Raw genomic sequence first — 20,503 nt, 5'->3', positions numbered from 1 at the left:
CTTTGCCGCACTGCGCTCAGGTGAGCACATCGCCGGTCACACAGTGCTCGGCGAGAGCCCTCTTGTCGACCTTGCCATTTACATTCAGCGGCAACGTGTCCAGCATCACGACCCGTTGTGGTACGGCATACGCCGGCAAGCGCTCACGGCATGCCTGCAGAATCTGCGCGGCACCGCGTTGCGCACACGTCACGAACGCCACCAGGGCACCCGCGCGCCCCGCTTCGTCGACCGGCCAGGCGATGACCGCGCACAGCGCCGCCTGACTGCATGATCGAACGATATGCTCCACTTCTTCGAGCTCGATACGGTTGCCGCGAATCTTGATCTGCGTATCCAGCCGGCCTTGAAACACGATTCCCTGACCGGGTACCTCGCGCGCGGCGTCAGCGCTCCGATACCAGCGCGTCGCGCTGCGGCCCGCATACAGGTTCGAAATGAATCGGCGATTGCCGGGGTCATCCGCCGACAGATACCCGGACGCGACCTGCGGACCACCAATCAGCAATTCACCGCTGACGCCCGGCGCGACCGGTTCGAGCGCGGCGTCCACGATCAACAACTCCATCCCCGGCAACGCACGGCCAAGCGGCATCACCGTGTGCCGCGGATCGGCGAGAAATGCCGCAGTGACTTCGAAGGTGGTGCACGCAACCGTCGTTTCAGTCGGCCCGTACATGTTGAAAACCCGGCTGTTCGGCGCGGCGCGCCGCCAGGCTTGCACCAGCTGACGCTGCAGCGGTTCACCGCCGAACAGCGTCACGCGCAGGCTGGGGAATTCGTCCGGCTGCAGTTTGCGGAACTGCTGCATGAAAGCCGCGACAGAAGGTACGCTGCTCCAATGCGTGATTGCGTGTTCCTTGATGAAGGCCGCGTTGTAGATCGGCTCGACCGTCTTCGGTACAAACAGGCATGCGCCGTTCGCCCAGCACACGAACATGTCGTGCACCGAGGGATCGAAGGAAAGCTCGCATAACTGCACGTAGCGCGCTTCGGGAAGCTTTTCGAACAATTCCAGTTGCCCCGTCACATAGGCGCAAGCATTCTCGTGCGAAATCGGTACGCCCTTGGGTGCGCCGGTCGAGCCTGACGTGAATAGAACGTAGGCCTGGTCGTGCAACGCGCGAGGCGTGGCCGCTTCGGCCTCGTTTGGTCCGTCAGGTAGCCGCGTCTGCGCGAAGCGGGCAGATGCCTCGCAGAGAGGGGATGTCTCCCTGAATTCCTGGGAGACTGTTCTGACTTCTTCGCTTACGTCGTCGAGCAGGAAAATTTTCGGCGACTCGTCCAGCAGCGACACCACTTCGTCGAGTAATACGGCGCATCGCCGGTCGACCAGCATGACGGACGCGCCCGCTTGCTCGATTACCGCGGCAATACGTGCAATCGGCACGTTCGGATTGAGCGGCACGTAAGCGCAACCAGCCCTGAGGATTCCTAGCAAACCCGCATAGGCATCTATGCTGCGATGGGCGAACAACAGGCAGCGTCGCGCTCGGCCGGCTGGCAATACCGGGCCCAAGGCGGCCGCGATCCCACAGGCTCGCGAGGCAACCTCGCCGTAGGAATACGAGCGCTGGTCGACCCATAGCGCGGGACGATCCGGCTCACGCGCGGCAGTATCGAAGAAGAATGAATCCAGCATTCACGGCCTCGACGCATGGGGCAAAGTGCCGGCGTTGCCGAACCGGTCGCGCGAGCGTGCCGGAGCGGCGGCCAGCCATGCCAGCAGCCCGCTACCGGGCAACTGAGCTACCCGGCGGCGTGCTGCATTATCGTAGGAGAATTCACAAGACAAAGACGCGGACAGCAACCGGCCACGCAGGCTCGTCGCGCGCTATCGCTTGATGAGCCTGACGGTCAGGTCTTTGTAAGGATCATAGATGCCGGTGAGGCCGGCCTATGTGCGATAGCGCTCTCAACAGACGAATGAGCATTCGTCGGCGTGCCGCCGTCAGCACGCCGGGGCGCCGCGGCCAAATCAGTTGCGCGCGCTGCTCTGTTTCCTGAAGGCGCTGAGAATGCGCTGTTCCAGCGAGTTGTAATCGCCACCGAAGTGGTGATCGCCCGAGGTGCGAATCACTTCCACGCCGGTTTTCGTCAGCGACGGACACAAGGTGTCTTTTTCGTTCTCGCCGTAGAAGCACTGCACGATCGCGGGCGGCACACGGGTCAATTCCGGCTGGACTTTCAGCGCCTTGTCGCTTGCCGGCATGCCGAGCCAGCCGCCCACGCGGATCTGAAAATCGGCGTCCGGCGCGAAGCCGAGCAACGCGATCAGCGATACCTTCTCGCGCAACGCGGGCGGCAGACGGTTATAGGCGAACGGCATCACGTCCGCACCAAACGAATAGCCGACGAGCGCGACATGCTGTGCGTTCCAGCGTGCGCCGTAGGTTTGCATCACCCGTGCGAGGTCGCGGCTGGTTTGCGCAGGCGGCTTCTCGCTCCAGAAATAGCGCAAGCTGTCCCAGCCGATCACGGAAACGCCGTCTTTCTGCAAAGCCTGGGCGATGGTCTTGTCGAGATCGCGCCAACCGCCGTCGCCGGAAATCACGATCGCCATCAGGCCGTTCGGATGCGCTGCCGGCAATTCGATCAGCGGCAGATCGGACACATCGTCATCGCTCATCGACACCGCTTGCAGATGTGGCGTGACCAACGCAACGAGCCGCGTGCGATCGGCGCTACCCGTAGCCACTTTTTCGACGAAACCCGGCACCTTGTCGCGGATCACCGTCGGATCCGGCGGACACGGCTGGAAGCGCGGATCGAGCGTGCGCTCGGCGTCCACCGCGACCGCGCCGGCAATCGTATTCGAGGGCGCCTGTTTGAGCACGTGCATGGCGAGCGTAGCGCCCTGCCCGGTACCCACGACGATCGGCGCGAAGTAGTGGCTCGATTGCGACTGCCGTTCGAGCTGGTGGCTCAACGCTTCGGCATCGCCCACCAGCTGATGGCAGGCTTCTTTCTTCGCGCCGAGATTGGCCGCATAGCGGGCGGTGTCGACGCCGACGGTCAACGCACCGGCCTTCGCAAGCGCATCGGCGCTTTGCTGATCCGCCGCGCTCCAGCCGCTGGCTTGCGAGTACAGCACCACGAAGCCGCGCAACGGACCTTCCGGCTGCGTGACCTTCACGTCGCCATAACGGCCGCCTGGAACGGTGGTGGTCGCGGCGTGCGCAAGCGCGCCGCCAATCACGAGGCCCGCCACCACGGCGGCCCGGAAGAACGAATGCAATGTCATGAACGCCGGCCTCCCGCCAGCAATGACAGGTCCGCGAGCGTGAAGAACACGCCCACCGAACCCGACGCCGCGAGATAGCGCGGCTCCCAATGCGGCTGGAATTTGCTCTTGAAAGCGCGCAGTCCGCGGAAATTATAGAAACGGCCGCCGAAACGCCACACGATGCCGGCGAACCGGTGCCAGCGCGAAGCGAGCGGCGTGGGCTGCATGCCGGACAGCGGCGCGATGCCGAGGCTGAGCGAGCGGAAGCCCGCCTGCTTCAGATGCAGCGCAAGTTGCGTGAACAGATATTCCATTGCATAAGGCGATGCGCTTGCCACATGACGCATCACGCCGACCGTCGCTTCGGTGTTCATATCGGTCGTCATGAAGGTGACGAATGCGGCCGGTTCGCCGTTCTGACGCACCAGCATCACCGATTGCGCCGCGAGGTACTCATCCGTGAATGCGGCGACCGAGAAGCTCTTTTCGCGCGCGTCGCGGCTGTCGAGCCAGCCATCGGAAATCTCGCGCAGCGTTTCGAGCGACGCGGGCACGTGCGCCTGATCGATCACTTCGACGGTGAAGCCATCACGCTCGCCGCGCTTGAGCGCATAGCGAAGATGTGCGCGATGCGAGCCCTTCAGATCGAAGTCGTCGAGCACGACATGCGCTTCTTCACCGAGTTTCATCAACGTGAGACCGGCGTCGAGATAAAGCGGCAAAGCGTTGGCGCGCACCTGATAGAACGCCGCGCGCCCGCCGTGGGCATGCGCGAGCGCGACGAACTTGCTGATCAGAGCGGCCCACTCTTCGCGCGGCCCCACCGGATCGTGCAAAGCGGCCCATGTGCGGCCATATTTCGCGTACATCAGAAAAGCCTGGCGCGACTCGGAGAACAGGAAGCTCTTGTCGCCCATCAGCGCGAGGCCGGCGTCGCTGCGCTCCTGCGCGCGAACGATGCGCGCCGCGTCGTGCAGATCTTCCGGCGCCGGCTTGACGAAGCGGCCCGGTGCGGGACGCAGCAACTGCCAGAACGAGAACACCGCCGCAAAGAGGCTGGCGGCCAGCGTCGCGCGCAGCGCACGCGGCGCGCGTTCGTCGAAGGCGAATTGCCACCACAGGTCGCGCGTGTACGGCACGTCGCGAAAAGCAAACAGCATGACCCACGTGGCGAGCATCAGCACCATCGCAACCGAAACCAGCCAGCCCGCGGTAAAACGCTCGGCGAACAGCGAGGAATGACGGTTGAAACGCTGGCGCGTGGACAGCAGCAGCACGATCAGCATGCCGAGCACGCCGGCTTCCACGAACGCAAGACCTTTGGTCAACGACAACGCGAGACTCAGCACTGCCAGCATGAGCGTCATCCACCACGCGGCGTCCAGCCGCCGCAGCAAACCACGCGCGACGAACAGCAGCAGCACCCCGAGCACGCTGCAGAGCATCTGCGAACTTTCGAGCACCCACAGCGGCAGCACGTCGCGCAGAATGCGGATACGTTGCCAGAACGCGGGCGTCGCGCTGGAAATCACCAGCATGCCACCCACCACGAACGTGACGAGACTCAGGAACAGCGGCGCGAGCTTCGAGGCGGCGGCCGCGTGTTGAAACGGCAGTCGGCTTTTCAGCGCCCGTCCCTCGAAACCGGCGAGCAGCGCGGCCGAGACGATCAACGGGACACCGAAGTAAATCGCACGATACGCGAGTAACGCGGCAACCATATGATGCGTTTGCACGCTACCGTTCAGCGTGAACACCATCGCCGCCTCGAACACGCCGACGCCCCCCGGCGTATGGCCAATCATGCCGAGCAGCATGGCCGCGGCGTAGACCGTGATGAAGGTTACGAAGCTCACGTCCGCATGCGGCAGCAGCGCCCACAAAGCGAGGCCGGCGGCCACCACGTCGAGGACGGCGAGCGCCACTTGCGCGAGCAGATCGCGGCGCGCGGGAATGTCGAACGAGAGCCACTGCCAGCGCGTGCGGACCGGGCGCGTTTCACTGCGGCATGCGGTGGCCGCCAGTCCGAGCACGACGAGCAGCGCCGCACCGCCCCAACGCAGCGTGACCGGTTCGAGATGCAGCATCGGCGCGAGCGTGCCGGCCACGCCGAGCATGCCGAGCGCCGTCATCAGGACAAGCGCGAGCGCAAGCGAGACGCTCGTGAACACCGTCATGCGCCCGATCTGCGCGGGCGTGACGCTCGCCACGCTGTAGACGCGCGCGCGCACGGCGCCGCCTGTCAGCGCACCGAAACCGGTGGCATTACCGAGTGCGGAGCCCGCGGTCGCTCCGATCCACAGCGCCGCACGCGGCACGACTGCGCCCAGATAGCGCAAACCGACGGCATCGCGGCCGACCAGCGCCACGTAACTGAGCGCGGTGGCGCCGAGCGCGGCGGTCCATTCGCCGGCCGTCAGTTCACGCAACTGACGCATCACCGAGCGATAGTCCACCGCTTGCGAGAGATGTTGCAAGACGACCAGCAGCAGCGCGCCAAGCACTAGCGCGAGCAAGGGCGAGAGAAGCCCGCGGTCAGAAAGCGTTTTCGATGCACGGTCGAACATCGCGCCTAGCCGGTCGAATTTATTGTTATATCGATGGAACATGGTCAATGCAGGGCCTTGCTTGGAGCTGTCACGACGACAATTCGTCCGCCGCGGCGTCGCCTCTTATTGGCGATTACAAATGGATAACGGCACAGGGGTGAAAAGGTTGACAGTGTGAGCCCTGACGCGGGGTTTAACCTGGGCCCGCCGCATCGAATGCGGCACGCGGCGTGACAGAGCGAAACGCGTGAATAAACGGTCGATATTGCCGATCGGATGGCAACGACACGCACCGCCTTTCGGCAGGGGCTGAAGTTTAAACGCTATTTGCGCGCTGCGAATGAAGAATCGACGGCGCGTGGTGACGGCCGGACAGGATGGGGACGGCGCGCAGGTAGCGGGTCGCACTGGTGCCGATGACACTTTTGATCTGCGCGTTGATGACGCGCAGCGACCCGTGCGCGCGAAGCAACGCTCGACATTGTCGAACGGGCCTCGCGGCTACCTCACGCAACGGCACGCGAAAGCGTGCCGTGCAAACAGCAGCGGCGCAACGCTGCGCCCTGCTCTGCGAGTCAGCGCGCGAAGAGCGCGCCGCTTTTGATTACTCCGGACGACGATGCGCTTCAGCGATCACCGCGCAATTTTGCAGATGGAGGTTCAGTGCATGCAGCGCCAGTGCGCGCAGCTTGCCGAGGAACGTGTTGCTCGTGGAGACAGTAGCGCGGGCGGCGGCGTTGGAAGCGGTGTTCATGACAGACTCCTGTATAGGGTTTATACCTAGGCAATAACCCGATTATACCGAGCTTCTGTCGCACCGCAACAAATATCAATAAAGTGTCGGACCTTTGCCGCGGAAGGCCAGCCGCCATAGAGACAATCTTAAAAAGGGTGACATCGGAGCGTTGTCTTTTAACCATGCGCACCGTACAGGTGCAACAATGCCTCTTTGACCGTGAACGCCCGACGCAGCCCGCCTTCATGACCGTCGTCCAGAAAGCCCTGATTGCGCCCCTTATCGTCGCGTGTGCGATGTTCATGGAAAGTGTCGACGCGAATGTGATCGTCACCGCGCTGCCGGCCATGGCGCGCGATTTCGGGCGCGATCCGGTCACGCTGAAAATCGCGGTGACGAGCTATGTGCTGGGACTCGGCGTGTTCATTCCCGTGTGCGGATGGCTCGCCGACCGGTTCGGCGCGCGCACGATCTTTCGCACGGCAATCGGCATTTTCGTGACGGGCTCGCTGCTGTGCGCCGCTTCGAACTCACTCGCCACCTTCACGCTCGCGCGTTTCGTGCAGGGTGTGGGCGGCGCGATGATGGTGCCGGTCGGGCGGATCATCATTTTCCGCGTGGTGCACAAGTCCGACTTCATCCGCGCGATGAACTATCTGAGCGTCCCCGCGATGCTCGGCCCCGCCGCCGGACCGCTGCTCGGCGGCTTCATCACCACATATCTGCACTGGCGGCTGATTTTCTTCATCAACGTGCCGATCGGCATTCTCGGTATCTATCTGACCAACCGGCACATCGCCAACACGCGCGAGCCGGACCCGGGTCCGCTCGACTGGATCGGTTTTTTTCTTTCGGCTGCCGGCGCGGTGTTGCTTCTGCTTGGGCTGTCGCTGGTCGGCGGCGAACTGATTTCGAATCGCGACGCGCTCGGCATGTGCGCATGCGGCGCCGTGTTGCTCGCGGCTTATGTCGCCTACGCGCAGCGCGTGCCGCTTCCGCTGCTGGACTTGCGCTTTTTCAAAGTACCGACGTTCCAGGCGAGCGTGCTCGGCGGTTCGCTGTTTCGTATCGGCCTCGGCGCGTTGCCGTTTCTATTACCGCTCATGCTGCAGGAAGGCCACGGCATGAGCGCATTCGAATCCGGCCTGATCACCTGCGCGTCCGCATTCGGCGGCATGTTCATGCGCACGGTCGCCTCGAGCGTGCTGCATCGTTTCGGTTTTCGTTCGGTGCTGGTGGTCAACGCCGCGTTGTCGGGAATCTCGATCGCGGCCTGCGGACTGTTCTTCCCCGGCACGCCGACGTGGATCATCTGGATCGTGGTGCTGCTCGGCGGATTCTTCCCCGCGTTGCAGTTCACGAGTCTGAACTCGCTGACTTATGCGGAAATCGCCAGCCGTGACGTGGGACGCGCCACGAGTCTCGGCAGCGTGGTGCAGCAGATGTCGCTCGGGCTGGGCGTGACGATCGGCGGTATCGTGCTGCAAATCTCGCGCGTGCTGCACGGCCATCCCGGTATCACGTGGTCGGATTTCTGGCCGGCATTTCTGGTGGTCGGCCTGTGCTCGTTCGCGTCGATTCCGGTCACGCTGCGCATGCCGCATCGCGCGGGCGAGGAGATCTCGCGAGGCGGTCGCGGCTGATTGGTTGTCGATCGGCTAAACGACTGAACGGCTGGGCGGATTTATCGGTTACGCGCACGGCACGGGCACGCTTCAGGCCTTCTTTCGGATCACGCTCACCTCACCGTTGCGTTCGAGAATCGCCGCGGCCACATCGTTCATTGAACGTGAGCCGGTTTTCTGGCGCACGCTCTCCTGAACATCGGTCGGCGTGATGAGCGCGGCGTTCATTTCGCGTGAGTTGAACTCGCCGTTGCTGAACACTTCCCGTTCGACACCGCCCACCAACCGCTCCAGCAAGGACGAGCGAATACACGCCCACGCCAGCAAACGATGACACACGACGATCACGAACGACGCCGCCACCGTTGCGACAAACGGCGACGCCCCAACGATCGCCCGGCTCAGCGTTGCACCAAGTAGTATCACCACCACGGAATCGAACGGCGAGCGTTGTCCGAACGAGCGCCGCCCTGAGATCCGGATCAGCACAAGCGCGACCAGAAATACGACGATCGAACGAGCCCCCATCTGTAGCGGATCGAGTGTCCTGCCCTGACCGAACAGCAGGAAGATTGCGTCCATCATGCCACCCTCCTCGCGGCGTACTGCCGGCTTAGTCGAGTGTTGATTGCGCGCGCCGGAAGCATTGGGCGGCTCCGTACGCCTTATGCGGTCGCTTTAGTCGACTGCTTGTGAGCACCGCTTTACCCGACCGCTTCAACCAACCGCCCACCCCGCCAACGTATCGCCGAAACCACCACGCGCGCGAGCTGCCGCACGCGCACTCGTAATCACGCGCGGCGCCGCGCTCCACGCGATACGCGCACCTATCGCGATCAGCCGATCCACCAGCGCGACATCCTCGCTGCACGTGAGCGGCGGAAAGCCACCCGCGCGCCGGTACGCGTCGGCCGACACGCCGAGGTTCGCACCGTGAATATGTCGATGACCGTCCGCATCCACGTAAGTCTTGCGAAAATATTCGCGCACGCTGTGCGGATGCGGGGTCCAGTCGTCGACGGCAATCGAGCCGCACACCGCGTCCGCGTCGAGCGAAAGCTGGGCGACGAGCCAACCCGGCGACACTCGGCTGTCGGCGTCGGTAAACGCGAGCCAGCGCGCGCCATCCGCAAGCAGGAAGTCCGCTCCGCTCGCACGCGCAATGCCGACATTGCGCGCTTTCAGTGTGAGCGTCTCGACACCGTAAGCGCGCGCAATCGCGCCGGTAAAGTCGTCGCAGTCGTCGAGCACCACCACGATGCGAACCGTTTCCCCTGCCAGATCCTCGTGGCGCGACGCTTCGATCAAGGCCGCAAGGCAAGGCGCCAGCAACGCCTCTTCGTTATGCGCCGGAACAATCACGCCGATCATAGGAGCCCCTCGCGCTGCGCGACCGAACGGGCGTCGCGCGACCAGACGTCGATCAGCAGATCGGCTTCATCGTGATGCGCGAGACGCGACAGGCCGCAGCGTGCATCGAACAACGCATGCGCGGCGTCGGCGGACTCGAGCGCTTCGGCGAAGGGCCGGCGCCAGTGACAGGCGAGCAGCGTGCCGTCTGTGGTGAGCGACGCGGAGACTCGCGAAGCCAGCGTTTCGAGTTCCGCGGCGTCGAGGTAGTAAGCGAATTCGCTAATCACGATCAGATCGAATGGGCCAGCCTCGGTTGGCCACTCGCCCGGCACCGTGCGCTGTTCGACACGAACCTGCGGCGCACCGGCGACGCGCTCGCGCGTCAACTGCACGGCGCGCGCGTGCAGGTCCGCGGCGAGCAGCATGTCGCAGCGCCTCGCCAGTTCAACCGTCAGTTCGCCGTTCGCACAGCCGGGTTCGAACGCATTCCGGTAGCGCGGACGCGGCAGCAGCGCGAGCGTGAGCGAGCGCTTGCGGCGTTCGTACCAGCCTTCGCGCAGCTTCCATGGATCGTCGCTCTGTTGATAGAGTTCATCGAAGTAGGTGGCGGGCGAGCTCATGTCAGCGGCCCTCCGTGACGGGTGTCAGAGCATCCACGGGGCACCTCCGGCATCGCGATCATCGCCGCCCTTGCCTGCCTCGTCCGCTCCCGCGGCGGCGCTCAACTCACCGAGCGCGGCAAGATCGCGCTCCGCGTGGCTCTGCCGCAGAAACACCGGCAGGTCCGCCAGCGCACGCGCGAAGCGCGCATTGCGGCACAACGGGCCGGCCCCGAGCGTACGCGTTGCGTGATTCATCACCGCGCTCGCGGCTTCTTCCACCACGAGGCGGGCACGCATCGCCTCGCGCTGCGAATCGGCCAGCGGATTGGCGTCGATGTGCGCCGCGGTCTCGCGCAATACCGCAGCGGCGCCGGCCAAGGCGACCTCGACCGCACCGAGATGCGCAAGCCGATGCGAGTCCGCGCGCTGCGCGGACGCTTCACGCAGCATCCGCCCGATTTGCGTGGCGGCGCCGTACCAGCACGCCGCGATACCGGCGCCACCCTGCCAGAAGCCCGGGCGGCGCACATAGTCGTGCGCGCCACCCACCAGCGTTGCACAAGCCTGATTGAACGTCACATCGGCGCTCGCGGTGGCCTGCATGCCGACGGCTTGCCACTTCGACGTATCGATCGTGATCGACGCCTGATCCATCGCTACGGCCGCAAGCACCGGTGCGCCATCCAGCCACGCGGTCACGAGCGCATGCGTGACGACAGAGGCGCCCGAGCACCACGCTTTCGTACCGGTAAGATGAAGGTCCTCGCCATCGCTTCGGAATCCTACTTTGACGGCCTGAACGCGCGCGTCGGGTGGCTCGGCGGCCCACACGCCCCAGCGGCTTCCCACCGGCGCCTCGGGGCCCTGCAATTCCGCGAGAATGGCGAGCGCGTCAGTGTGCCCTTCGAACAGTTTGACGAGGCCAAGATCGCACGCCGCCACCGCGGCGAGCGCGCGCCAGCGCGCGAGCGTCTCGCCGTGGCCCGGAAGGGGAACGACCGGCGCACGGTCATAGCCGCGTTCGACCAGCGCGCGCAGCACGCCGCCCAAGTCGACGGGGTCGTTCGGATCGAAACGCGTGCCAAGCAGAAAATCTTCGAGCGATCTGGCAGGATTCCCTTCCTTGCGCGCGCGGCGCCCCGCGTTATGCGGAGCCTCAGAGGCGACCAGGTCGGAGCTGTGCGGCGGCCAGGCATTGACGCCGGCCCCACGTTCACGCGTATCGAGCATCGTGCCTCCCTGAAGCTGTTCGATCGATTGCCAGCAGATCCTAAAACGGGACCGCCGGCCATACGGAAGCGGACAGCAAGCGGCGTGCCTCAGCCGGCGAAAGCCGGAGCACGCCGAGGTTTCTTCAGGAAAGCGGATGCACGCGGAGACTGTTGTTACGCTCTGGTATGAAGGAAGCGCAGGGTGATTCGAGCGCTAGCCAGTGGCGCGCCCGCTACGCCGCGCCTCGACCTCGGCGAGCAACGTATCGAACAACGCGAGTTCCACGGGCTTCACGAGATGCGCATGGAAGCCGGCCCCGCGGGTGCGCTCGCGATCCGATGCCTGGCCGAAACCGGTCATCGCGGCGTACATCGTATCGGCGAGCCTCGGCATCTCGCGCAGCGCCGCGATGGTGGCGTAACCGTCCATCTTCGGCATCGCGATGTCGATCACGGCGAGGTGCGGCGCGAAGCGCGGCGCGACCTGCAGCGCCTGCTCGCCGTCGTAGGCAATGCGCACTTCGTGGCCTTTGAGTTCGAGCAGCATCGCGAGACTGTCGGCGGAATCGCGATTGTCGTCGACCAGCAGAATGCGCAACGGCGCGACCTGACCGCTTGCCGCATTCGCCTCGTCGTTGGCTGCATCGGACGGCGCGGCGGCCAGCGGCAGACTCAGCGTGAACGTACTGCCGCTGCCCGGCCCCTCGCTGCTCGCGACAATGCTGCCGCCGTGCATCTCGACGAGCGACTTGCACAGCGTGAGGCCGATGCCCAGCCCGCCTTCGCCTGCGCTCTGCGCATCTTTTTCCTGGGCGAACAGTTCGAAGATCTTGTCGAGCGAGCGCAGAGGAATGCCGCAACCGTTATCGCGCACTTCGAGCACGGCCATGTGAAAATCGATGCGGGACGAAATTTCAATCGCACTGCCCACCGGCGAAAATTTCGACGCGTTGTGCAAAAGGTTTTGCACCACCTGAACGAGACGCGTCATATCGCCACGAACGAATATCGGCTCAACCGGCACGCGCGGCACAACTCGCTGCTCGTGCGCGTCCGTAAACGGCCGGGCTGCCTCGATGGCGCGCGCCACCACCTCGGCCAGATCGATGCGGCCGAGGCGCAGCTCGACCTTGTTCGACATGATCCGGCCGACGTCGAGCAGATCATCGACAAGCCGCGTGAGGTGCGTGACCTGGCGGTCGATCAGATCGCGCGAACGCGCGAGCGTGGGGCTGACACCGGTTTCGAGTTGCATCACCCCGATCGCATTGCGCACCGGCGCGAGCGGGTTGCGCAATTCATGCGCGAGGGTCGCGAGAAACTGACGCATGCGTTCGCCCGAACGCTCCAGCTCTTCGCGCTGACGCCGCTCGGTCAGATCGCGCGTGACCTTGGCGAACCCACACAGCCGGTTCGATTCGTCATGTATCGCGGTGATGTTGACGTTGGCCCAGAACGTCGTGCCGTCCTTGCGCACCCGCCAGCCTTCGTCCTCGACGTGGCCGAGTTGCCGGGCAAGCGCCAGTTCACGCGCGGGCTTGCCCGCCGCCGCTTCCTCCGGTACGTAGAACACCGAGAAATGCTGACCGACGATTTCCTCGCGCGTATAGCCTTTGATGCGCGCGGCGCCGGCATTCCAGCTCACCACGTAGCCTTGCGGATCGAGCATGAATATCGCGTAGTCCTTGACACAGTCGACCAGCAAACGGAAACGCTCTTCGCTTTGCCGAAGCGCTTCCGTGTACTCGCGTTGCGCGGTCAGGTCGCGCGTGATCTTGGCGAAGCCGGTAAGAATGCCGGCGTCGTTGCGGATCGCCGTGATCACGACGTTCGACCAGAAGGTCGAGCCGTCCTTGCGGACACGCCAGCCTTCGTCCTCGAAACGGCCGGTCAGCGACGCCTGTTGCAATTCGTAGGCGGGCCAGCCGCGCGCCACGGCTTCCTCGGTGTAGAAGCGCGAAAAGTGCTCGCCGATGATATCGGTGTCTGCGTAACCCGCCAGCTTCAGTGCCCCGCCATTACAACTGACGATCCGCCCGGTCGCATCGAGCAGGAAGATTGCGTAGTCTTCGATCGCCTGCACCAGAGACCAGTAATCGACGTCGGCAGCCGGGTTCATGCGAGCCGGCGCTGGAGCCTCGGCAGGTTCGCCGTTATCACCGGTAGAAGGGACATCGAGCTGTTTCATGATTTCAAAAAGATGAGGGTTACGTGCAAAAGCATACACCGGCAACCGCTGGCCGCATCGTTTATGGTGTGCCACCAAAGGACTGCCCGACAGGCTTCGCGCCGCAATTCGCGTGGAAAGACACCCTCTGGCGGGGCGGGCCTCCCAATTGCTACTGCCTGATCGCACCATCATCAAACGAACAGGAGTTGCAATTGAAAAGAGCATTGACCAGCCTCGCCCTTGCGGCAACATTGGCATTCACTTACACCGCAGTGCAAGCGGAAGGCTGCACCAAAGGCGCGGTGGTGGGCGGCGTAGCCGGCCACGTTGCGGGTGATCACGGCGTGGCGGGCGCGGCGGCGGGTTGTGCAATCGGCCACCACGAGGCCAAAAAGAAGGACAAGGAAGCCAGCGCGGCGGCCGGCGCCAGCGAATCCGCAGGGAAGTGAAAGGCGTGTAGAAAAGAGCCGGTAGTGACCTCTCCCGATCTCTGCCGGCTCGATCTCGATGCGCTAGTTTCTCGGCACATTTAACCGGCAGCGTTGACCTTTTCCGCCAGCTTCGCGTCATAACTGGAGTGGACGTGCACGCGCTTCTTCTCCGGATACGCGTACGCGTACGCTTTGCGCAGTGCCAGCGACGCCTCATGAAAACCCGACAGAATCAGCTTCTGCTTGTTGGGATAATTGGCAATGTCGCCAGCCGCGAAGATGCCGGGCCGTGAGCTCTCATAGTTCGACGTATCCACATCGACACGGCCGGCGTGAATCGACAGGCCCCATTGCGCGATGGGTCCGAGATCGGCAACCAGTCCATACAGCGCGACGATGTGCTCGGCCGCGAGTTGCGTCTCGCCCTCGATATGCCGCAAGGTGATCGACTTCAATGCACCGCTCTCCACCTGGAGGCCCGCAATCGCGCCGACCATGAAGTCCATCTCGCCCGCTTCGACCGCGCGGCGCATCGACTCGACACTCGAATCCGCCGCACTGAAACCGCTGCGCCGATGCACCAGCGTCACCCGTCTCGCGACCTTGCGCAGCGCCAACGCCCAGTCGAGCGCGGAGTCCCCGCCTCCTGCTACCACCACAGTCTTGCCGGTGAAATCGGCAATACGCGGCACGCTGTAATGCACGTGACGCGACTCCAGTGGCACCGCTTCGGCCAGCGCCAGCTTTTGCGGCACGAACGCGCCGTTGCCGGCTGCCAGCAGGATCGCGGCGACATCGAACACGAGGCCGCGATCGGTACGGACTGTCCAGCGCCCGTCGCCGCCCTGCTCGACCGACTCAACCCGCTGACCGAGATGAATCGGCGGGTCGAACGGTTTGCATTGCGCAAGCAGGCGCTCGACCAGTTCACGCGCCGTGCAGGACACAATGGCGGGAATATCGTAGATCGGCTTGTCTGGATAGAGCTCGATGCATTGGCCGCCGATCTTGTCGAGCCCGTCGACGATCTGGCACGACAGGCCGATCACGCCTGCCTCGAAAGCGGCAAAAAGCCCGACGGGGCCCGCGCCCACGATCAAAACGTCGGTGCGGATCGGCGACGGTGGCTGGTTGGCGGCGGATGTCATGCGCGCTCTCTTCGGATAAGTGGATGACCCACCATACAGAATCGCCCGAAGCCCGGCAACGATGCCATTACCATCGGTAAGGGTGCTCGGCGCGGCAAAATACGGATGACGTTGCGCGCGTGGCCGACGTGAACGCCGCAGCTCAAACGCGGTTTAGAAAGCGGTCTCGCCGAACACCCCTGCTCGAAGGCTGCTCGAAATACAGCCTGGCCGATCCCCACCGCCCGAAGGCCGCTTAATAAACGGCCTCGCGCCGCGCAGTATCACTCGCGACTTTGAAGGCCGCGGTCAATTCGCTCAATTGCCGCGCCTGATCCGCGAGCGAGTTCGCGGTCGCCGCGCTTTCCTCGACCAGCGCGGCGTTATGCTGCGTGACCTCGTCCATCTGCGTGACGGCGAGGCTCACCTGTTTGATCCCTTCGCTCTGCTCCTGCGAGGCCGTCGCGATCTCGCCGACAAGGCGCGCCACGCGCCCGACCGCGGCTTCGATTTCCTGCATCGTCTCGCCCGCCTCGTTGACGAGCCCGGCACCGCTCTCGACGCGCGAGGTCGACTCCGCGATCAGCGAACCAATTTCCTTCGCGGCCGCCGCCGAACGCTGGGCGAGACTGCGCACCTCGCCCGCCACCACCGCGAAACCGCGCCCTTCTTCACCGGCGCGGGCGGCTTCCACGGCCGCGTTCAACGCGAGGATATTGGTCTGAAAGGCAATGCCTTCGATCGCGGTGATGATGCCCGTCATCTTCGCCGAGCCCGCGTGAATCACGCGCATCGTCTCGACCATGCTACCGACCGAATCGCGCCCGCGCGCGGCCATCTCCGAGGCGCGCAACGCCAGTTCGCTCGCGTGCTGCGCGTTCCCGGCATTCAGTTGCACGGTCGACGTGAGCTGCTCCATCGCCGCCGCGGTTTCTTCGAGCGACGCGGCCTGTTCCTCGGTGCGTTGCGACAGATCGAGATTGCCCGCGGCGATCTGCTGCGTCGACGAGGCGATCGAATGCGAACCGGCCCGCACGGTGGTGACGGTCGCGCCGAGTTTGTCCTGCATCGACGCGACGCCGCGCAACAGCGTCGCCATTTCGTCGTTCGAACGAATCGGCACCTGGGTCGTCAGTTCGCCGGCGGCAATCGCATCGAATTGGCGCAGCGCGTCGTTCAGCGGCGCCATGATCGCGCGGCGCAACGTGCGCCAACTGATGAACGCTACCGTGAGCCCCACCAGAATGCTGCCGATGCTCGCGTACAGGAGCGTATGAAAGAGCGTGGCGGAGCGCTCGTTCGCGTCGCTCGCCTGCTGGTTCAGATAGTTCTCCAGATCACCCTGACTCGCGTTCATTGCCGTATATAGGCCGATCAGATGATTCGCGCGGCTTTCGTCCATCCAGCTCGCGTCGCCCGTACGGATCGCTTCGATCAGTTTGTCGATACCGTCGCGACGCACGGCGGTGCGCTTCGCGTCGAGATCCTCGGTGAGGCGCTGCAGTTCGGGCGTTTTCGGCAGGTCGCGAAAGGTGTTCCACCACTTGTCCGACTCGCCGAGCAGCATGCGGGCGCGCTCGAGTTGCGTGGTCAGTTGCGGCGAGTGCGGGTTGCTCATCGCCCAGTCGAGTCCGAAACGCGCCCGCGACATTGCCGTACCTGATTTGCCGAGCGCGACGACCGAGGCGAAATGAACCGAGTAAGCGTCGCGCTGCGCCTCGTTGCTTTCGTTCATACCGAGAATGCCGAGCACGCCGGTAGCGGTCAGCAATATGCCAAGAAACGCGATGGTGATCGCGATCCGCAAGTTGATGGTCAAGTTCCTGGTCATGGTGGTTTTTATCGCTCTGGCTGGTTTGGCGCTCTGGCTTTTGACGTACGGCCCCCGCGCACGTACGCGGTTATATGTTCCATATATGGAAAGATTAACCGTATTTGGAAAGTATAACGATCCACGACTTGGCGAAAAAATAATATTTGGCCAACGCGGTAAACGCGCAACACGCCGGTGACCACCCGTTTCGCCGGTGGTCAAGGCCCACGAAGTTGAATAAATTAAATTTATGTAACTATAAAAAAACAACATTATTTTTATAACGACCGTCTTCGTATAGTCGAGCCCAGTTCAAATGCGCCTCACGCCAGGCGCCCTCTTTTCCCGCTACTGGACCACGATGAAACTACTCAAGTTCGCCCCTCTCGCGATCGCCGGCGCGCTCTCCAGCGCCGCGCATGCGCAAAGCAGCGTGACGCTGTATGGCCTGATTTCGGCGGGCGTCGGCTACGCGACGAACCAGGGCGGCAAGAACGCGTGGCAGGCGCTCTCCGGCACCAATCAGAATCCGCGCTGGGGTTTGAAGGGCGTCGAAGATCTGGGCGGCGGTATGGCCGCGATATTCCAGCTGGAGAACGGCTTTAACGTGATGACCGGCACCGCGTCGCAAAACGGCCGCCTGTTCGGCCGCCAGGCGTTCGTCGGGCTCGCCAGCAAGAAGTACGGCACGCTGACCTTCGGCCGTCAGTACGACACGGTGCACGACTATGTCGGCCCCGTGATCATCGCGAGCAATGGCGTGAATATCGGCGACAACGACAACGGCTATAACGACATCCGCGTGCAGAACGCGGTCAAGTACGTCACACCCGACTATCACGGCCTGAAGGCCACCGCCGAATATGGTTTCAGCAACGCGACCGGTTTCGCCAACAACAATGCGTACAGCTTCGGCGCGGGTTACGAGCACGGCCCGCTGAAGTGGAGCGTGGTGTACGCGCAGTACAACAATCCGTACAGCGCGACCAACCAGGACGGCGCGATTTCGAACGACTACGCCTCGTCGCTGCTGATCTTCTCGAAGAGCGCACTGCATCCCGCCGCGTACGCGAGCAAACAGCGCATCTTCGGCACGGGTGGTTTCTATACGATAGGGGCGGCGCAATTCGCGGCGCTCTTCACGGATGTCCGCTACGATTATCTCGACAACTCGCATCTGCATTTGCAGAACTACAACCTGAACCTGAACTACCACGTTACGCCCGCCTTCATTCTCGGCGCCGCGTATGCCTTCACCGACGGCAAATACGACGTGATCAACACGAGGCCCAAATGGCATCAGGTGAATCTGCAGGCCGACTACTTCCTGTCGAAGCGCACGGACGTCGCGCTCACGGTGATCGCGCAGCAGGCGGCTGGCGACGCGCAACACGCGCAGATTTTTGCCTACGCCCAATCCACCAGCATCCGTCAGATGATCGCGACGGTCGGCATGCGCCACGCGTTCTGACGATGATGAACGCCTCCGACACGAAACAGGACCGCCGCGCCTTTCTTCGCACGGCGATGGGCCTCGCGGCCGGCGCTTCAGCCTGGCCGATGCTGGCGGGCGCGGCGGGTTCCGCGAGCGCATCCGGTGCGGCCGATACGGCGAACGGCGCGTCGTCCAGCGCCGGATTGCAGGCCGGCACGCGACGCAGCGTGATTATCGATTGCGATCCGGGCCAGGACGACGCGATTGCGATTCTGTTCGCGCTCGGCGCGAGCGAGCGTCTCGACGTGCGCGCGATCACGACAGTGGCGGGCAACGTGCCGCTCGATCTCACCGAACGCAATGCGCGTATCGTGCGCGACTGGGCCGAGCGCACGCATTCGCTACCGATTTACGCGGGCTGCCCGCGGCCGCTCACGCGCGAACTGATCACCGCCGCCAACGTGCATGGCAAAACCGGACTCGAAGGCGTGCCGCTGCATGAACCGCTTGCACCGCTCGCGCCGCAACATGCGGTCGCCTTTCTGATCGACACGCTGCGCGCGGCGCCGCCGCACAGCGTGACACTCTGCGCGCTCGGACCGCTGACCAATCTCGCCACCGCGCTCACGGAGGCGCCGGAGATTCGCAACGGCATCCGCGAAATCGTGCTGATGGGCGGCGCTTTTTTCGAGCGCGGCAACATTACGCCTGCCGCCGAGTTCAACATCTACGTCGATCCGCAGGCCGCGCAAATCGTGTTCGCGAGCGGCGTGCCGATCGTGGTGCTGCCGCGCGACGTGGCCGTGAAAGCGCCGATCACGCCGGCGCGCATCGCGCCGATCCGCGCGCTCGGCAATCGCTGCGGCACCATGGCCGCCGACATCATGGCCGCCGAAGTGGCCTATCAGAAAGGCCGACGCGGTATCGAATCCGCGCCGATGTACGACCCTTGCGCGACCGGCTACCTGATCGAGCAGTCTCTGTTCAAGGGACGCGAAGTCAACGTAATGATCGAAACGGTGGGCGAATGGACCCTCGGCGAAACCGTCGTGGACTGGAGCGGCCACAGCGGCCGCAAGCCGAACGCGACGTGGATCACCGAGGTTGACGCGGACGGCTTCTATGCGGCGCTGCGGGCGCGGCTCGCCACGCTGCCGTGAGTTTCGGGTTTAGCGTGCGTTTAAGCGTGTGCGTCGGGACAGGCGTGATGCGAACCGGGCGCGCTGCGTCAGATATGCGCGGCGATCCACTCGCGACACGCTCGCACATGCGGGCCGCGATCGTCGCCGGCGAGCGAGATCAGCGCGATCGAACGGCTCACGCGCGGCTTGTCGAGCCGCAACGCGACCAGTTCCGCGTCGTGCAGATGCATCGTGTAGAGGCTCGGCAGCACGGCGATCGCGAGGCGGTTGCGCACCAGTTCGTACAACGGCTCGGTGTACTCGACGCGGTACGCGACGTTCAGTTGCAAACCTTCCGCGCCACCGGTGCGCTGCAACGCCTCGCTCACGCTGCCGCGCACGAATGCGGCGAGATCGCGGCCGACCAGCTTCGACCACGCGAGGCTCTTCTTCTGCGCGAGCGGGTCGTCGCGCCGCACTACCACGACGATCTGATCCTCGAACAGATCCTGGTAGCGCAGTGCGGCGGCGTCGTCGTCCGGGCTGGACGCATCGGGCTCGTGCACGCCGATGCCGAAATCGGCCGCGCCCTGGCGCACGGCGTCGAGCAACGCGGTGTTCGGCATATCGTTCAACGTGAAGCGCAGCGACGGTTGCTGCGCACGCAACGCGCAGAGCGCGGGCAGCAAGCGCGCCGCGGCCGAGGGAATCAGTCCGATACGCACCGTCTGCACGCGTTCGGCGAAGGTGCTGGCCATGTCGTCGAAAGTGCCGCGCGCCTGGTTGAGCAGGCGTTCCGCGAGCGGCAGGACGCTCGCGCCGGCATGGGTCAATGTCAGCCGATGCGCGGAACGCGCGAACAAGGGCCCGCCGAGCAGGAATTCGATCTGCCGGATCGCCGCGGTCAGCGCGGGTTGCGTCAACGCGAGCGACTGCGCGGCCTGCGTGAAGCTGCGGGCATGCGCTAGCGTGACGAAGTACTGGATTTGCCGCAGCGTGAGCGCGGGCAGCAGGGAAGAACGGTCGGTCATGGAAAGCAATGCATCGACGCAATGCGCAGCAGTATAAATGGCATGGTTACAGGATGAATCAATTGATCAATAA

Annotated in this window: 16 protein-coding genes; 4 read left to right on the top strand and 12 right to left on the bottom strand. The window is 64.1% G+C overall.

Annotated features, from left to right (window positions below; translation table 11 throughout):
• Positions 1-16: 16 nt before the first annotated feature.
• The 4 genes from AC57B1_RS08295 to AC57B1_RS08280 all read right to left on the bottom strand — a co-directional run bounded on the left by AC57B1_RS08295 (position 17) and on the right by AC57B1_RS08280 (position 6,529).
• Positions 17-1,642, bottom strand: a complete 1,626-nt coding sequence (locus AC57B1_RS08295; protein ID WP_496417205.1) for an amino acid adenylation domain-containing protein — start codon at positions 1,640-1,642, stop codon at positions 17-19.
• Positions 1,643-1,978: 336 nt separating this feature from the next.
• Positions 1,979-3,244: a virulence factor family protein gene (locus tag AC57B1_RS08290; RefSeq protein WP_496417204.1), complete on the bottom strand. Its 1,266-nt coding sequence runs from the start codon at positions 3,242-3,244 to the stop codon at positions 1,979-1,981.
• The gene (gene mprF / locus AC57B1_RS08285; protein WP_496417375.1) at positions 3,241-5,793 is read right to left on the bottom strand and encodes a bifunctional lysylphosphatidylglycerol flippase/synthetase MprF; all 2,553 of its coding nucleotides are present in this window, start codon (positions 5,791-5,793) and stop codon (positions 3,241-3,243) included. The genes AC57B1_RS08290 and mprF overlap by 4 nt, the downstream gene beginning before the upstream one ends.
• Positions 5,794-6,379: 586 nt before the next feature.
• Complete coding sequence (locus AC57B1_RS08280; protein WP_177204974.1) at positions 6,380-6,529, bottom strand: hypothetical protein; 150 nt, start codon at positions 6,527-6,529, stop codon at positions 6,380-6,382.
• Positions 6,530-6,756: 227 nt separating this feature from the next.
• On the opposite strand from AC57B1_RS08280, the gene AC57B1_RS08275 reads away from it, so the two are divergent.
• The gene (locus AC57B1_RS08275) at positions 6,757-8,154 is read left to right on the top strand and encodes an MFS transporter (RefSeq protein ID WP_091793807.1); all 1,398 of its coding nucleotides are present in this window, start codon (positions 6,757-6,759) and stop codon (positions 8,152-8,154) included.
• A 72-nt stretch (positions 8,155-8,226) separates the two neighbouring features.
• Here the strand turns inward: AC57B1_RS08275 and AC57B1_RS08270 are convergent, their stop codons facing one another.
• From AC57B1_RS08270 to AC57B1_RS08250, 5 genes are all read right to left on the bottom strand, one after another.
• Positions 8,227-8,721 carry a DUF421 domain-containing protein gene (locus AC57B1_RS08270; protein ID WP_408353321.1) on the bottom strand — a complete coding sequence of 165 codons (495 nt, stop codon included), beginning with the start codon at positions 8,719-8,721 and terminating at the stop codon, positions 8,227-8,229.
• Between the two features lie 132 nt (positions 8,722-8,853).
• Positions 8,854-9,507: a glycosyltransferase family 2 protein gene (locus AC57B1_RS08265; protein WP_408187170.1), complete on the bottom strand. Its 654-nt coding sequence runs from the start codon at positions 9,505-9,507 to the stop codon at positions 8,854-8,856.
• Positions 9,504-10,109, bottom strand: a complete 606-nt coding sequence (locus tag AC57B1_RS08260) for an SAM-dependent methyltransferase (RefSeq protein ID WP_091793802.1) — start codon at positions 10,107-10,109, stop codon at positions 9,504-9,506. Before AC57B1_RS08260 ends, AC57B1_RS08265 begins: the two co-directional genes overlap by 4 nt.
• A 24-nt stretch (positions 10,110-10,133) precedes the next feature.
• Positions 10,134-11,321 carry an acyl-CoA dehydrogenase family protein gene (locus tag AC57B1_RS08255; RefSeq protein ID WP_496417203.1) on the bottom strand — a complete coding sequence of 396 codons (1,188 nt, stop codon included), beginning with the start codon at positions 11,319-11,321 and terminating at the stop codon, positions 10,134-10,136.
• Between the two features lie 195 nt (positions 11,322-11,516).
• Positions 11,517-13,490 carry a PAS domain-containing hybrid sensor histidine kinase/response regulator gene (locus AC57B1_RS08250; RefSeq protein WP_408353313.1) on the bottom strand — a complete coding sequence of 658 codons (1,974 nt, stop codon included), beginning with the start codon at positions 13,488-13,490 and terminating at the stop codon, positions 11,517-11,519.
• A gap of 194 nt (positions 13,491-13,684) precedes the next feature.
• Here AC57B1_RS08250 and AC57B1_RS08245 point away from each other — a divergent pair, with 194 nt between their 5' ends.
• Positions 13,685-13,921, top strand: a complete 237-nt coding sequence (locus AC57B1_RS08245; protein WP_496417202.1) for a hypothetical protein — start codon at positions 13,685-13,687, stop codon at positions 13,919-13,921.
• Positions 13,922-14,001: 80 nt separating this feature from the next.
• Here AC57B1_RS08245 and AC57B1_RS08240 read toward each other — a convergent pair whose 3' ends face one another.
• Both AC57B1_RS08240 and AC57B1_RS08235 read right to left on the bottom strand, forming a co-directional pair.
• Complete coding sequence (locus AC57B1_RS08240) at positions 14,002-15,051, bottom strand: NAD(P)/FAD-dependent oxidoreductase (protein WP_496417201.1); 1,050 nt, start codon at positions 15,049-15,051, stop codon at positions 14,002-14,004.
• 235 nt (positions 15,052-15,286) lie between these two features.
• Positions 15,287-16,861 (bottom strand): methyl-accepting chemotaxis protein, encoded by a 1,575-nt coding sequence (locus AC57B1_RS08235; RefSeq protein ID WP_496417200.1) that lies wholly within the window; start codon positions 16,859-16,861, stop codon positions 15,287-15,289.
• 343 nt (positions 16,862-17,204) lie between these two features.
• Between AC57B1_RS08235 and AC57B1_RS08230 the strand changes: the two genes are divergently transcribed.
• Positions 17,205-18,314, top strand: a complete 1,110-nt coding sequence (locus tag AC57B1_RS08230) for a porin (RefSeq protein ID WP_496417199.1) — start codon at positions 17,205-17,207, stop codon at positions 18,312-18,314.
• An 89-nt stretch (positions 18,315-18,403) separates the two neighbouring features.
• Positions 18,404-19,438 (top strand): nucleoside hydrolase, encoded by a 1,035-nt coding sequence (locus tag AC57B1_RS08225; RefSeq protein ID WP_496417374.1) that lies wholly within the window; start codon positions 18,404-18,406, stop codon positions 19,436-19,438.
• A gap of 68 nt (positions 19,439-19,506) precedes the next feature.
• Here AC57B1_RS08225 and AC57B1_RS08220 read toward each other — a convergent pair whose 3' ends face one another.
• A complete protein-coding gene (locus tag AC57B1_RS08220; protein ID WP_091793794.1) occupies positions 19,507-20,430 on the bottom strand; it encodes a LysR family transcriptional regulator in 924 nt (307 codons plus the stop codon).
• Positions 20,431-20,503: the final 73 nt, after the last annotated feature.

It is taken from the genome of Paraburkholderia sp. BGA-UO-ETr-F21, from assembly GCF_059567925.1.
The sequence above is the reverse complement of the archived record's forward strand: the minus strand, read 5'-3'. Positions and strand labels throughout refer to the sequence as shown.

Bases quoted from the DNA above. Each gene is read 5' to 3' on its own strand.
- AC57B1_RS08295 (WP_496417205.1), bottom strand. From the start codon at position 1,642: ATGCTGGATTCATTCTTCTTCGATACTGCCGCGCGTGAGCCGGATCGT.
- AC57B1_RS08290 (WP_496417204.1), bottom strand. From the start codon at position 3,244: ATGACATTGCATTCGTTCTTCCGGGCCGCCGTGGTGGCGGGCCTCGTG.
- mprF (WP_496417375.1), bottom strand. From the start codon at position 5,793: ATGTTCGACCGTGCATCGAAAACGCTTTCTGACCGCGGGCTTCTCTCG.
- AC57B1_RS08280 (WP_177204974.1), bottom strand. From the start codon at position 6,529: ATGAACACCGCTTCCAACGCCGCCGCCCGCGCTACTGTCTCCACGAGC.
- AC57B1_RS08275 (WP_091793807.1), top strand. From the start codon at position 6,757: ATGACCGTCGTCCAGAAAGCCCTGATTGCGCCCCTTATCGTCGCGTGT.
- AC57B1_RS08270 (WP_408353321.1), bottom strand. From the start codon at position 8,721: ATGATGGACGCAATCTTCCTGCTGTTCGGTCAGGGCAGGACACTCGAT.
- AC57B1_RS08265 (WP_408187170.1), bottom strand. From the start codon at position 9,507: ATGATCGGCGTGATTGTTCCGGCGCATAACGAAGAGGCGTTGCTGGCG.
- AC57B1_RS08260 (WP_091793802.1), bottom strand. From the start codon at position 10,109: ATGAGCTCGCCCGCCACCTACTTCGATGAACTCTATCAACAGAGCGAC.
- AC57B1_RS08255 (WP_496417203.1), bottom strand. From the start codon at position 11,321: ATGCTCGATACGCGTGAACGTGGGGCCGGCGTCAATGCCTGGCCGCCG.
- AC57B1_RS08250 (WP_408353313.1), bottom strand. From the start codon at position 13,490: ATGAAACAGCTCGATGTCCCTTCTACCGGTGATAACGGCGAACCTGCC.
- AC57B1_RS08240 (WP_496417201.1), bottom strand. From the start codon at position 15,051: ATGACATCCGCCGCCAACCAGCCACCGTCGCCGATCCGCACCGACGTT.
- AC57B1_RS08235 (WP_496417200.1), bottom strand. From the start codon at position 16,861: ATGACCAGGAACTTGACCATCAACTTGCGGATCGCGATCACCATCGCG.
- AC57B1_RS08230 (WP_496417199.1), top strand. From the start codon at position 17,205: ATGAAACTACTCAAGTTCGCCCCTCTCGCGATCGCCGGCGCGCTCTCC.
- AC57B1_RS08225 (WP_496417374.1), top strand. From the start codon at position 18,404: ATGCTGGCGGGCGCGGCGGGTTCCGCGAGCGCATCCGGTGCGGCCGAT.
- AC57B1_RS08220 (WP_091793794.1), bottom strand. From the start codon at position 20,430: ATGACCGACCGTTCTTCCCTGCTGCCCGCGCTCACGCTGCGGCAAATC.